The sequence below is a fragment of the Streptomyces sp. NPDC002513 genome (assembly GCF_053595355.1).
This window is the reverse complement of sequence record NZ_JBSFXK010000017.1, coordinates 105,363-118,548: the sequence shown is the minus strand read 5'-3', so window position 1 is coordinate 118,548 and position 13,186 is coordinate 105,363. Positions and strand designations below refer to the sequence as shown.

At 68.9% G+C, this 13,186-nt stretch carries 10 protein-coding genes and 1 pseudogene; 2 read left to right on the top strand and 9 right to left on the bottom strand.

Annotated features, from left to right (window positions below):
- Nucleotides 1–275: 275 nt before the first annotated feature.
- The 4 genes from murJ to ACWD5Q_RS14770 form a co-directional block, all read right to left on the bottom strand.
- Nucleotides 276–2,108 carry a murein biosynthesis integral membrane protein MurJ gene (gene murJ, locus ACWD5Q_RS14785; protein WP_451427361.1) on the bottom strand — a complete coding sequence of 611 codons (1,833 nt, stop codon included), beginning with the start codon at nucleotides 2,106–2,108 and terminating at the stop codon, nucleotides 276–278.
- Between the two features lie 503 nt (nucleotides 2,109–2,611).
- Complete coding sequence (locus ACWD5Q_RS14780) at nucleotides 2,612–3,979, bottom strand: cryptochrome/photolyase family protein (protein WP_451427360.1); 1,368 nt, start codon at nucleotides 3,977–3,979, stop codon at nucleotides 2,612–2,614.
- A gap of 16 nt (nucleotides 3,980–3,995) precedes the next feature.
- The gene (locus ACWD5Q_RS14775) at nucleotides 3,996–5,522 is read right to left on the bottom strand and encodes an SDR family oxidoreductase (protein ID WP_451427359.1); all 1,527 of its coding nucleotides are present in this window, start codon (nucleotides 5,520–5,522) and stop codon (nucleotides 3,996–3,998) included.
- Nucleotides 5,523–6,008: 486 nt separating this feature from the next.
- A complete protein-coding gene (locus ACWD5Q_RS14770; protein ID WP_451427358.1) occupies nucleotides 6,009–6,878 on the bottom strand; it encodes a class I SAM-dependent methyltransferase in 870 nt (289 codons plus the stop codon).
- 13 nt (nucleotides 6,879–6,891) lie between these two features.
- Here ACWD5Q_RS14770 and ACWD5Q_RS14765 point away from each other — a divergent pair.
- Both ACWD5Q_RS14765 and ACWD5Q_RS14760 read left to right on the top strand, forming a co-directional pair.
- A pseudogene (locus ACWD5Q_RS14765) lies at nucleotides 6,892–7,806 on the top strand (HoxN/HupN/NixA family nickel/cobalt transporter); the annotation flags it as partial.
- A 207-nt stretch (nucleotides 7,807–8,013) separates the two neighbouring features.
- Nucleotides 8,014–8,466 (top strand): pyridoxamine 5'-phosphate oxidase family protein, encoded by a 453-nt coding sequence (locus tag ACWD5Q_RS14760; RefSeq protein WP_451427357.1) that lies wholly within the window; start codon nucleotides 8,014–8,016, stop codon nucleotides 8,464–8,466.
- Between the two features lie 169 nt (nucleotides 8,467–8,635).
- Here ACWD5Q_RS14760 and ACWD5Q_RS14755 read toward each other — a convergent pair whose 3' ends face one another.
- The 5 genes from ACWD5Q_RS14755 to ACWD5Q_RS14735 form a co-directional block, all read right to left on the bottom strand.
- The gene (locus ACWD5Q_RS14755) at nucleotides 8,636–9,574 is read right to left on the bottom strand and encodes a sigma-70 family RNA polymerase sigma factor (RefSeq protein WP_451427356.1); all 939 of its coding nucleotides are present in this window, start codon (nucleotides 9,572–9,574) and stop codon (nucleotides 8,636–8,638) included.
- A gap of 10 nt (nucleotides 9,575–9,584) precedes the next feature.
- A complete protein-coding gene (locus ACWD5Q_RS14750; protein ID WP_451427355.1) occupies nucleotides 9,585–10,775 on the bottom strand; it encodes an NAD(P)/FAD-dependent oxidoreductase in 1,191 nt (396 codons plus the stop codon).
- Between the two features lie 239 nt (nucleotides 10,776–11,014).
- On the bottom strand, nucleotides 11,015–11,254 hold the full coding sequence (locus tag ACWD5Q_RS14745) for a hypothetical protein (protein WP_451427354.1): 240 nt from the start codon (nucleotides 11,252–11,254) through the stop codon (nucleotides 11,015–11,017).
- Between the two features lie 148 nt (nucleotides 11,255–11,402).
- Nucleotides 11,403–12,008, bottom strand: a complete 606-nt coding sequence (locus ACWD5Q_RS14740) for a DJ-1/PfpI family protein (RefSeq protein WP_451427353.1) — start codon at nucleotides 12,006–12,008, stop codon at nucleotides 11,403–11,405.
- Nucleotides 12,005–12,976: a GlxA family transcriptional regulator gene (locus tag ACWD5Q_RS14735; RefSeq protein WP_451427352.1), complete on the bottom strand. Its 972-nt coding sequence runs from the start codon at nucleotides 12,974–12,976 to the stop codon at nucleotides 12,005–12,007. The genes ACWD5Q_RS14740 and ACWD5Q_RS14735 overlap by 4 nt, the downstream gene beginning before the upstream one ends.
- Between the last annotated feature and the right edge of the window lie 210 nt (nucleotides 12,977–13,186).

The window sequence follows — 13,186 nt, the reverse complement described above, 5'->3', positions numbered from 1 at the left end:
CCCGCTGGCTGCCCCAGGCCGACCACCCCCACACCGCAACCACCCGAAAGCCGCAGATCATCGAGCTACAGCGCGGTTCACCACCACGCTCTGAACGCAGCTTCCCAGGGGTCCGCGCTCTGACCTTGAACCCGGGCGAGCACACCTTCATGACCTCCCTCCTCCCCGGTCCCCACCGGGGCCGGGATCAGAGGTGTTCACCACTCGGGGGGAATCTCCGCTTGACGAGATGACCCGGGTAGGCGAGCTTCCTGGTTGTTGGTCGCACCCGACGTTCATCGGCCCAAGCGCGCTCGCAGCATGCCCGTGAGAGTGGTGAGTTCCTGGACACGCACAACGCTTGCCATCGCCATGAAAACACCCAAGAAGACGACCGTACCGGCGGCAAGAGCCGAAAGGGAACCCGTTGCAGAGCTGCCCAGCAAATGCAGAATTACGAAGCTTGCCGCACCCGCTGTTCCTGCGGCAGGAACACAAGCCACGAAGAGTCGTGTGTACGCGCGTCCAACCCTGGAGCCATCAAGGCTTCCTCCAAGGCGACGGCGTAGACGACGCCAAGCGACCCCCACGCCAACCGCATAGGCGATACCGTACCCGGCCGCCATGCCGGTAACAGCCCAACGTGCGGGTAGGAGTCCAAAACTCAGTCCAGCCATGATGGCATTCGTCACCGCGACAATCACCGTGTTATAGAAGGGGGTGCGTGTGTCTTCGTAGGCGTAGAAACCCCGCAACACCACATATTGAGCTGAGTACGGAATAAGCCCCAGCCCGAACGCCATGAGCATGTATCCAATATTTTCGGCACCAGCGCCAGACCCTGCGTACAGCAGGGTGGAAAGCGGCATGCCGATAGAGAGAAACGCGAAGGCGCATGGAACAATCGCCACTGCAGAAGTTCGCAGGCCATAGGAGATGTCATCACGTACAGCGCCGCCGTCGTTGTCATTTGCCGCCCGGGAGATCCGTGGCAGAACCGCTGTCATTACGGAAACGGTGATGATGGCGTGCGGCATCTGCCAAAGCAGTAGGGCGTAATTGTAGGCGGTAATTCCTGTGCCCTCGTGGTGCTGAGCCTCTGCGATGGCCCCTGCTTTAGTGGCAAGTTGCGTAACTACAATCATGCCCAGTTGATTAGCCAAAACGAACAAGAGCGTCCATTTGGCCAGACCAGCGGCCTTCCCCAGTCCGTGTCCGCGCCAGTCAAAGCGCAGCCTGATGCGAAATCCGGTTTCCCTGAGGTAGGGAATCATCGAGAGGGCCTGAACTGCGAGGCCAAGTAGTGTGCCAACCCCCAGAAGCCGCACACCCTCGGATGAAATATTGTGAGCAGTCACCCCGGATGCGGTGACGTTCCCGAACGCCCAGATGAATGAACCGAAGGTTGTGATAATGATGATGTTGTTGAGGACTGGCGTCCACATCATCGCGCCGAAACGATCACGGGCATTCAGGATCTGCCCCATGACAACGTGTACGCCCATGAAGAACATGGTGGGCAAACAGTATCGCGCAAAGGCGACTGTGACAGCCATCCGTTTGGGGTCGGATGCAATATCCGGTGAGAGCATATGGACGAGATAAGGGGCGCCAAAAACACACAGGGCCGTGACCGCACCCAAAAGCGCGATCACGAGGGTCATGAGTCGATTTGCGTACGCCTCGCCTCCGTCGTCATCTTCCTTCATAGCCCGCACCAATTGCGGGATAAATACTGCGTTGAGCGCCCCACCGCCCACTAGCACGTAAATCATGGTGGGCAGGACATTTGCGACCTGGTATGAATCTCCCAGGGTGCCGACCCCGATGGCCGCAGCCATGACCAACGTTCGAACGAATCCAGTCAGCCGGGAAACGATCGTACCGGCGGCCATAATGGCACTGGATTTTAATAACCCGTGGGCTCGCCCGGTGCCCTTACTGCTCGCACTTGCGACGTCCGCAGCATCATCTGGTCGGGATCCCGACCCTGGGCCCACTGCCAGCCCTTCAGGGTGAGCCCGGTAGTGGTATTTCCTCAGTTGGATGGTGGGTTTGTCCATCCACTCATCAGCACGCCTCGCGCCGTCCGCGCCCTCATGATGACCAGTGTTTAACGAGTCGTCCATATTGCTCCTAATTTTGCAGCCAAGCATTGGCCTGGCACTGGTCCCTGGATGCTCACCCGGTGCGGATGAAGCAACCGGTGGTCAGGTCTTGGCGGTGCTGGATTTGCCGCCTGCGGCAGGATGGAGCCCCACCACGCGTGGTGCCCGAGTGACGGCAGCCCCGACGGCAACGACGCCACACGCGGCCAGTGATCACCTTCGGCGATCAACCCGGAAGAGGACAGAGCCCTCGCCCAACAGCCCGCCCGAATCCTACGGATCAGAAAGTCGCAGCCGTGGCGGCTGCACACCCCGACAGCGTGGCTGACCGTCGTCGGCTGAGGCTCAGCCACCAGACCGGGCCTCCGCCCAGGGTGCCCGGAGCGAACAGGTCGTGCCACTCGCGTGCCAGATCGTGCGGGGAACCACGGGGAACAGCGGGGTCCGGCCACTGGTACGACCAGGGCTCCAACATCGCCCCGTCGCAGGTCAACGCAACAACTGCCGCCAGGGTTTTGTGCCGGTCACTCGGTGGCGCGCCGCTCCCTGAACCGGGCGGCAGCCGCGGCGAGGTCCACGATCGGGGCGGGGTAGTCCAGGGCCGCACGGGTGGCTGCGTCGAGGTGGGGGACGCAGTGGACCGCCGTGGCGTCGAGGTGGCGGAGCTCGGGGAGCCAGCGGCGTACGTACTCCCCGCGGGGGTCGTACCGGCGTGCCTGGACGAGTGGGTTCAGGAGTCGGTTCGGGCGAGTGTCCGTGCCCGTCCCGGCGACCCATTGCCAGTTGAGCTGGTTGTTCGCGAGATCACCATCGACGAGGAGGTCCAGGAAGTGGCGGGCTCCCACCCGCCAGTCCACATACAGCGTCTTGGTGAGAAAGCTTGCCGCGAGCAGGCGGGCCCGGCCCGGCATCCAGCCCTCGTGGCGGAGCTGTCGCAGGGCGGCGTCGACGACGGGGTAGCCCGTGCGGCCGTCCCGCCAGGCTTCGATCTCCTGCGTGGCGTGGCGCCAGCGGTCGCGCCGGGGGCGGTAGTCGTGGTCGACCGCGTCGGGGCGGGCTGCCAGGACCTGGTGGTGGAACTCCCGCCAGGCGAGCTGGCGGACGAAGGCATGCGCCCCGGGGTTGTCCTGCGCGCGGGCCTGGTGCAGCAGTTCGGTAGGTGAGAGGCAGCCGAAGTGCAGGTAGGGAGAGAGCCGGGAGGTCGCGTCGGCGGCCAGGTCGTCGTGCTGGGCGTCGTATACGGACATCGGGCCGGACAGCCATGACCGCAGCCTCCGGCGGGCCTCGGATTCACCGCCGGCGGGCAGACCCTGCGACGCAAGGCCCGGCGCGAGTGACTCCGGGTGTGGCACATCGGCCGAGCGTACGTCTGGTACCCGTACGGCGTCCGGTGCCGGCAGGACGCCGCGCGCAGAGAAGCTCTCCCATCGGCGGAAGTACGGGGTGAAGACCGCGAAGTGGTCCTTGCCCGCGGGCGACAGCGCCCCCGGAGGTACAGCCGTCAACGAGGCGTCGTGGACACGTAGTTCGCGTCGGTCGCCGGCCAGCTCCGTGCGCAGCCGGTCCTCGCGCCGTGCCGCGTAGCGGCTCACCCCGCCCGCGATGTGCACTGCGACGGCCCCGGTCTCCGCCGCCACCCGGCAGGTCTCCTCGACCACGTCGCCGACGCGCACCACCAGTCGGCCACCGCGAGCCCGCAGGGCCGCGTCGAGGTCGGCCAGGCTGTCGGCGAGGAACGCCGCGCGGTTGGGTCCGGGGAAGCCGGTGCGGCGGATGCCGGTGTCCACGACGAAGAGCGGGACCACACGTTCCGCGCCCTTCAGAGCGGCCTGGAGGACCGGGTTGTCGTGCACCCGCAGGTCGGCGGTGAACAGGGCGACCGAGACGCGCACGGTTCCTTGACCCTCCTCAGTGAGTACGGGCCGGTTCAGGGCCGGCCGATTCGGCCGCGGCGGCGATGTTGCGGGCCATGCCGCCGAAGACCGCGGCGTGGAAGGGGACCACGCCCCACCAGTAGGCGTGCCCCGCCAGGCCGTGCGGATGGAACAGGGCCCGCTGCCGGTACACCGTGCGCCCCTGTGGATCCCGGTCGACAGCCATCTCCAGCCAGGCCAGGCCCGGAAGCCGCATCTCCGCTCGCAGCCGGAGCAGCCGACCCGGCTCGATCTCCTCCACGCGCCAGAAGTCCAGGCTGTCGCCGATCCGCAGCCGGGTCGCGTCCCGGCGGCCCCGGCGCAGACCCACACCGCCCACCAGGGTGTCCATCCAGCCCCGCAGGGACCAGGCCAGCGGCGAGGAGTACCAGCCGCTCTCGCCTCCGATCGCCTCCACCACCCGCCACAGCGCCTGCGGCGACGCCGCGACCGTGCGTTCGCGGTGATCCGTGTAGAGGCTCCCGCCCGCCCAGTCGGGGTCGGTGGGCAGCGGGTCGCTGGGGGCGCGGGGAGTCGAGGCCGAAGACCACCTGGTGGCAACATCCGCGTCCTGCACGCGCCTGAGGGCCAGCTGGATCGCCCGGTCGAGGGCGACCGGCCCCTCCGGCGAGTCCGGCACGTAACGGACGATGTCCCGCTCGGCGCAGACCACCTCGTGCTTCAGCGACTCGACCAGCGGGCGCGCGAGAGCGCCCGGCACCGGGGTGACCAGACCGACCCATAGGCTGGACAGCCGGGGGGTGAGCAGCGGAACGGGGACGATGACGCGTTTCGGCAGCCCGGCGACGACGGCGTACCGCCGCATCATCTCCTCGTACGTGACGATGTCGGGTCCGCCGATGTCGAAGGCGCGGTTCACGTCGTACGGCAGCCTCGCGCACCCCACGAGGAAACGGAGAACGTCGCGGACGGCGATCGGCTGGATGCGGGTGCGCACCCAGCTCGGGGTCACCATCACGGGCAGCCGCTCGGTCAGATATCGCAGCATCTCGAACGAGGCCGAACCCGACCCGATGATCACGGCTGCCCGCAGCACGGCGGTCGGCACGCCCGAGGACAGGAGGATGCGGCCCACTTCGGCGCGGGACCGCAGATGGGGTGACAGCGCGTGCTCGGGTACTCCGGAAGGGCTCAGCCCACCGAGGTAGACGATTCGACGGACTCCGGCGGCGCGCGCCTGCTCACCGAAGATCCTGGCCGCGCGCCGGTCCGTCTCCTCGAAACTCCGACCGGTGCCCAGCGCGTGCACCAGGTAATACGCGACGTCCATGCCCTTCATGGCCGCGCGCACAGACTCCTCGTCCGTCACGTCCCCGTGCACGGCCTCCGCCCGCCCGGCCCACGGATGGTCCCGCAGCTTGCCGGGCGAGCGGGCCAGGCAGCGCACGGAATGCCCGGCGGCCAGCAACTCCGGCACCAGCCTGCCGCCCAGGTAACCGGTGGCGCCGGTGACCAGACAGCGCAGCGGCCGGTCGTCGTCGGTCATGTCGATCGCACCCATGCCTGTCGACTGCGCCTTGTCCGGCGACGGCCGGCGGATCGGAGCGCAGGAAACGTCATGGCTCTCATGTCCTCCCGGGACGTGCCCCTCCGATGTGTTCTGTCGCTGTTCTCCTGAGCCCATGCTTGGGCCCGAGGACAAGCACCGCAACCTCGCCGGTCCCGGCCGGAGGATGGTGACAGCGGGGTCGGCGACATGAGTGACTGCCCGCCGCCCTCCGAAATGCCGTGCCCCGCGTGCCCGTAAGAGCGGACAACCACAGTCACCAACGGTGCGACCAGGAAAGATCGTGCCCCTTCCGTGCCCGATCAGGCGGGGAGTCGCGGGGTAGGGTGCATCGGCGTCGGCGACGACCGGTTCGGGCTGATGAACCGCAGCACGGTGCAATGGCGGCGGCCGAACATCGTCACCGCGACCCAGGCCGCGCCCGGCTGACCCCGCAGTCCACCGATCCGGTCGGCGCGCTGTGGCGCCGGCCGGATGGGTTCACCGCTGGCCGGCCGGCCGGCGGACGGCCGAGATCAGGCCGCCGGGCTGCTCTTCCCGCTGTGGCGGAGTGGGGATCGGACGGCCGTAGGCGGCGGCGCGCTCGCGCAGGGTGTAGCCCTCGGCGTCCCAGCCGTGCCCGGCCAGCCAGCCGACCGGGTCCTCGGGCATTTCCGAGACCCACATGGAGGCCACCGATCCCGGTCCGGCGTCCGCGCCGAAGCGCTCGATCACCCCGCGCGAGCCCAGTGTCAGGCCCATCCGGCTGCCCGGTGCGGAGACGGCGCCGATCCGGGCCAGCAGCAGTTCCACCGCATCCTCGGGCAGGTAGATCAGCAGCCCTTCGGCGATCCACACGGTCGGCCGCGCGGGGTCGTGCCCGGCCGCGGCCAACGCCCCGGGCCAGTCCTCGCGCAGATCCACCGGGACGGTGATCCGGGTGCAGCGGGCGACGGCCCGCTCCTGGCGCAGCACCGAGGCCTTGAAGCCCAGCGGTTCGGCGGTGTCGACCTCGAACAACCGGGTGCCCTCGGGCCAGTCCATCCGGAAGGCCCGGCTGTCCATGCCCGCACCGAGCAGCACGACCTGCCGGACACCGGCCGCAGAGGCCTGTTCCAGCAGGTCGTCGAGGAACTTCGTCCTGATGACGATGGAGTACGCCACGCCCTGCCAGCGCCGCCGGGAGGCCTCGTCACCGCGCGGCGGCAGGGCCGAGTCCGGCCCGAGCCCGCCGGCGGTGGCGAAGGCCAGCGCCAGCGGGTCGCGGAACAACGCGTGCTCCCGCTGGGTCTCCATGGCCCGCACCCGGGCCACCCTGACCGCGGTGGCCCACACTCCGGACGGCTGCACCCGTCCCCGCCCCTCAGTCATCGCAGCAGCCTAGCTCACGGCCTACACCCTCGGCATGCGGCACGCCTTCGACGCCGACCACATCGCCGCGATCGACAACACCACCCGCAAGCTGATGGCCGACGGCAAGCGGCCGGTGTCGGTGGGCTTCTGGTTCGCGCTGGGCCACTCCAGCGTGGTGGTCGCCATGGCCGCACTGGTCGCCGGGGGCGCGAAGCTCGCCGGCGCCCTGATGGACGACGGCTCCCGAACCCACCAGGTCCTCGGCACCGTCGGCACCACGGTCTCGGGCGGCTTCCTGTACCTCATCGCCGCCCTCAACCTCGTGGCGCTGTTCGGCATCATGCGCGTGTTCAAGGCCATGCGCGCCGGACGCTACGACGAGGCGGAGCTGGAGGCCCACCTCGACTCGCGCGGCTTTATGAACCGCCTCCTGGGCCGGCTCACCAAGTCCGTCCGCCGACCAGGCCACATGTTCCCGCTCGGCTTCCTGTTCGGGATCGGGTTCGACACCACGACCGAGGTCCTGCTCCTCGCCCTGGCCGGCAACGGCGCCGCCGCCGGCCTGCCCTGGTACGCGATCCTGTGCCTGCCCCTCCTCTTCGCGGCGGGCATGAGTCTCTTCGACACCCTCGACGGCACATTCATGAACTTCGCCTACCAGTGGGCCTTCTCCAACCCGGTGCGCAAGGTCTTCTACAACCTCACCATCACCGGCCTGTCCATCGCGGTGGCCTTCTTCGTCGGCACGATCGAACTGGTCGGCGTTCTGCGCGACAAGCTCGGCTTGAGTGATGGCGTCACCGGCTGGATCGCGAGCCTGAACCTGGACAACGTCGGCTACGTCATCGTCGGCCTGTTCGTGGTCGTCTGGGCCTTCGCCATCGCTTACTGGCGTCTGGCCAGGGTCGAGGAGCGATGGAGCGCCCGGACCGCGGACACCGGTTGACGGCGTGGCGGCTGCCGTCCCGGCCCGGGCACGATCTCCCCGCTCTCGTTCCGCCGACCAGCGTGGCCATGTGCCCGTCTCGAGCCACCGAGGTTCCGGCGTTGTGTCCGCCACATTGCTCTTGCCACATGATCCCGCCTCGCTCCTGCCTGGCATGATGCCTTGAACCAGATGGCACAGTCGGCACACGGCAGACAGGAGACGGTCATGCTGGACGAGGACATGCGCCGTATGGTGACGGTCCAGGGGCTGGGATTTGTGGCAACCGTACGGCCCGACGGGACTCCGAGTCTGTCCCCCAAGGGGACGACGGAAGTGTGGGACGACGACCACCTGGTCTTCTTGGACACGCACTCGCCTGGGACCGTCGCCAACCTCTCCTGCAACCCTGCCGTCGAAATCAATGTCGTCGACCCGGTGATCCGCAAGGGCTACCGTTTCCGGGGCAACGCCGAGGTTCACACGCGCGGCGAGCTCTTTGACCGCGTCGTCGCCCGGTTCGTCAAGCAGCGCGGAACCAATCCGGCTCGCGTGAAGTCCGTTGTGCTGGTGAAGGTCCTCGACGTCGGACGGCTGGTCTCTCCTGCCTACGAGAGCGGCGTCACCGAGGAGGATATCGCCGCCCGCTGGCGCCCACGGCTATTGGGTGAAAGCCGTTGAATTTCCTGTTTGTTGGGCGGGTGATTTCCTCATGACGGGTGGCGAGGCTGTGAGACGGTGCCACTGACCTGCAACGCGGTCTCGGCGATCTCGACGGACACCGCCCGTGCTGCTCGGTGCGGGCAAACGCAAGAAGCACGGCATGATCACTGGATTCCGGTGGCTCTGGTCACCATGCGTTGATGACCGGCGCGTCGGGTTCGTGCTGCCGCCAGGCCTCGTTGAGGCGCGCGAGCCGGTCCGCCGTGGCGATGCCGAGCAGGAACACGACCTTGCCGTCGCTGACTTCGAACGCCACGGCGCCCACGACCCGGTCGTCGACCACGGCGAGGACGGCCGGGGAGCCGTTGACCAGCGCGATGTGGAACGCGAGGGAGCCGCCGGCCAGCCGCCGCTTCGCCGGCGTGGGCTTGAAGCCGGCCCGCACGTAGGAGGCGATGCGCTCGCGTGTGTTGTACCGCAGCAGCCGCCTGGCCAGTCCGTAGCCGTCCGAGACCGCGGTCGCGTCGTCGGTGAGCAGCGCCACCAGCCGTTCGGTACGCCCCGACGTGGCGGCGGCGAGGAACTCCTCGACGATCCGGCGCGCGGACGCGGGGTCCGCCTCGTCGCCGCCGCGGCGCTCGGCGGCGACCCGGCGTCGGGCCCGGTGGACATGCTGTTGGCTCGCGGACTCGGTGATGTCGAGGATCCCGGCGATCTCGGCGTGAGAGTACGAGAAGGCCTCGCGCAGCACGTAAGCGGCCCGCTCGACCGGCGAGAGGCGCTCCATGAGGGTCAGTACGGCCAAGGACACCGATTCGCGCTGCTCAAAGGTTTCGGCAGGACCGAGCATCGGGTCGCCCTCAAGGAGCGGCTCGGGCAGCCAGGCACCGGCCGCTCGCTCGTGGCGCGCCTGCGCCGAGCGGAGCCGGTCGAGGCAGAGATTGGTGACGACCTTGGTCAGCCACGCTTCCGGCGCCTCGATACGTTCCCGGTCTGCGGCCTGCCAGCGCAGGAACGTGTCCTGCACGGCGTCCTCGGCGTCGGCGGCCGAGCCGAGCAGACGGTACGCGAGCGAGGCCAGCCGTCCCCGGCTGGCCTCGAACCGATCGATGGCTGCGCTGTCCATGCGGAGCAGCCTATGCGGCGACCCTCGCACCGGCCCGATCAGCCGCGGTGGCCAGGCGGTGCCTGCGCTTGGGCATGCCGAAGGTCGGGTGGGCGATGCTCCACCCGGACCCCTTGAGCACGCCCGACTTGAGCCGCGCGGCGGTCCGGCCGCCCAGGTACCAGGACTTCGACCGGGCGTCCCCGTCCACCATCTGGAAGATCGCGTCCCGCCGCCCGAGGCTGATGTGGTTGCCGTAGTACTTCAGCCCGGTGATCGGGACCTTGCTGCCCGTCAGGCGCGCGATGATCGCGGCGGTCGCCTGCATGGTGGTGAAGCCGGCCGAGGCGCAGGACATCGGCAGCGGCCGGCCGTTCTCGCCGATCGCATAGGCGCAGTCACCGGCGGCGTAGACGTCCGGATGCGAGACCGAGCGCATGGTGCGGTCGACGACGATCTGGCCGGTCTCGGCGACCTCCAGGCCGCTGGCGGCCGCGATGGGGTGCACGGCGAACCCGGCCGACCACACGGTCACGTCGGCCGGGATGGACATACCGCCGGCGGCGATCGCCCGTGTCGGCTCGACCGCTTCGATGTCGGTGTGCTCGCGGACGGTGATGCCGAGCCGGTCGAAGGCCTGGCGCAGGTGACTGCGGGCCTTCGGGGAGAGCCAGGCGCCCAGCTCGCCGCGGGCGGCGAGCGCGATCGAGAGGTCGGGCCGGGACTCGGCGAACTCGGTGGCGGTCTCGATGCCGGTCAGCCCCTCACCGACGACCAGCACGGTGCCGCCCTCGCCCAGGCCGGCCAGGCGCTCGCGCAGACGCAGCGCCGAGGACCGGCCGGTCACATCGAAGGCGTACTCGGCCACGCCGGGGACGCCATGGTGGGCTACGGAGCTGCCGAGCGCGTAGAGAAGCGTGTCGTACGCGAGCTCGCCGTCGCCGTCCTCGCCGGTCACGGCGACGGTCCTGCGCTCGGGGTCGACGCCGGTGACACGCGCCAGGCGCAGCCGCACCCCGGTGCCCTCGAATACGTCGCCAAGCTTGCGGAACGCGAGATCCTGGCCGATCGCGAGCTGGTGGAGCCGCATCCGCTCGACGAAGTCGGGCACGGCATTGACGACGGTGATCTCGGTGTCGGCCGGAGAGAGCCGGCGGGCCAGGTTTCCGGCGGCGAAGGCCCCGGCGTATCCGGCGCCGAGTACCACGATGCGGTGCTTCATGGCGTTGCTCCTGTCTCGTTCGCGTGCCCCTTGAACGAGACGGCGCCCCGATTGCTGACAGGAGCCGGGTGTGATGCGGGTCACCGGACCAAGACGAGCGGCTGAGCCTCCGACAGGCGCTCGGGCCTGTCTCGGGCAGTCGAAACGGAGCGATGGCCACCTGTGGATCGGCGTCACAGTTGGACAAGGCTCCTTGTCATGCCAGGACCCGACAGGGGTTCCCAGAGCCTGAAGGTGCCCTACGAGCGGGAGTCGCGATCCCGCAGGGCACTGATGCTGCCGCCGGCGTCACTGAAGTGCTCATAGGCATGAGCCTGCCGGCGCGCGTCGCGAAAGGCTCTCGTAGCCGCCGCTTCGATGTGCTGCCCGTCCGGACTCGGCACCATCCGGCGCCGTTCACGGCGCACCAGCACGATCGTTGCGGCCGCCACGACGGACGCGAGCGCCAGCCCCGTCAGAACCAGGCAGAGCATCGTCACCCCTCTTACTGCTCGTTTCAGTGTGCTGTGCGCAGTCGTCTCAAGCAGATGATGCTGCAGGCGAGTTCGAGGAGTCCTTGGTGGAGGTCTGCGCCCCGGGCCGACTTCGCATCGCACCCATGGTCGGGGGCTGAGCGGTTGCGGGGTGTCAGCCGGCGGCCGGCTCATCAGCGAGGTACGGCGGGGCCGGGTCGTACTGGATGTAGCGGCGGACGGCGCGGGCGTGGTCGCGGCCATGGAGGCGGCCGATGAGCCACAGGGCCATGTCGATTCCGGCTGAGACGCCCTGGCTGGTGATCAGGTTTCCGTCGACGACGTAGCGGGCGTCGCGGACCACAACGATGTCGCCCCTGGCTTGCAGGGTGTCCTCGAACAGGTGGTGGGTTGCGACGCGGCGGCCGCGGGCCGGTCCTGCCTCGTGCAGCAGCAGGGCTCCGGTACAGACTCCGGCGGTCCAGGCAGTGCCGGCGGAGGTCTTGCGGATCCAGTCGATGAGCACGGGGTTGGACACTTCGCGGCGGGTGCCGTTGCCGCCGGGGACCAGGAGGACGTCCAGCGGAGGGTGGTCGTCCAGGGTGTGGTCCGGCAGGACCCGCATGCCCTTGTTGCAGCGGACGGCGCCGGGGCGTTCGGCGATGAGCAGCGCGGTGTCGGCGTGGTCGCGCACCATGGAGGAGGCGGTGAACACCTCCCATGGCCCGGTGAAGTCCAACTCCTCCACGCCGTCGAAGGTCAGCAGCCCGTAGGTGGTCATATGTACTCCCTGGCGGAACGGAATCGGTCGCGGTAGTCGGACGGTGCAACACCCAGACGGCGGTGGAACGCGCGGCGCAGCGTCTCCGCGGTGCCGAAGCCGTACCGCCGTGCGAGGGCCTCGACGGGCTGGCCGGTCTCGGCGAGGGCCCGTTTCGCCGCCTCGACGCGTATGCCTTCGACATACGTTGCGGGCGGGGTGCCGAGTTCGGCTGTGAACCTGCGCTGGAGCTGGCGGGGACTCAGCCCGGCCTGCGAGGCGAGGTCGGTGATGGCGTGCCGGGCACCGGGATCGGCGTGGATCGCCGAGACAGCCGCGCGGATGGGGTCGGTGGACGGCTGCCTCGACCACAACGGCACGCTGAACTGCGACTGGTTGCCCGGGCGACGCAGGAACAGCACCATCTCCTGCGCGATGGTGTGGGCGACCTCCCGGCCCACATCGTCCTCCACCAGGGCGAGTGCGAGGTCCATCCCCGCCGTCACCCCGGCCGATGTCCACACCCGCCCATCCCTGACGAAGATCGGGTCGCAGTCGACGACCAGTTCGGGATGCTCCCGTGTGAGCTGCTGCTCACGTGCCCAGTGGGTGGTCACCCGCTGTCCCCGGAGCAGTCCGGCGGCGGCCAGCAGGAACACCCCGCTGCACACGGAGGCAACGCGTCGGGCGCCGGCCCCCGCGTCGGCGATCCAGCCTGTCAGCGCCGGATCGTGACGGGCCTGGTCGACGCCTTTGCCGCCGACCACCACCAGCGTGTCGATCCCCGCAGGGTCCAGATCGGCCACACCGTAGGGAACGTGTGTCGGAAGCCCGCTGCCGGACGGTACCGGTCCCGGACGCGGTGCCGTGACCTGGCAGGAGTATCTGCCGGTGAGTTGATGGGCATGGTGGAACACCTCGTACGGACCGAAGAGGTCAAGGGGCTGGAACCCCTCGAAGATCACAAAGACGATGCGGCGCTGCTCCACTCCTCCACCCTGCGATCCGGCTCCGGATGACGTCAACGACACATACCCCACGCTTCGCGCCATACCAAGGCTGTGACGGCGGCAGTCGGACGACATGGAACGGTCCGGCCCGCCGACACCCAGGGCAACAGGACCGGGGGTCCGGTTTCGGGCAGGCCCGGGAGCGCGGCGCCGGGTTACGGGTCCTGCTCTTCACGGTGACCGCGCTTG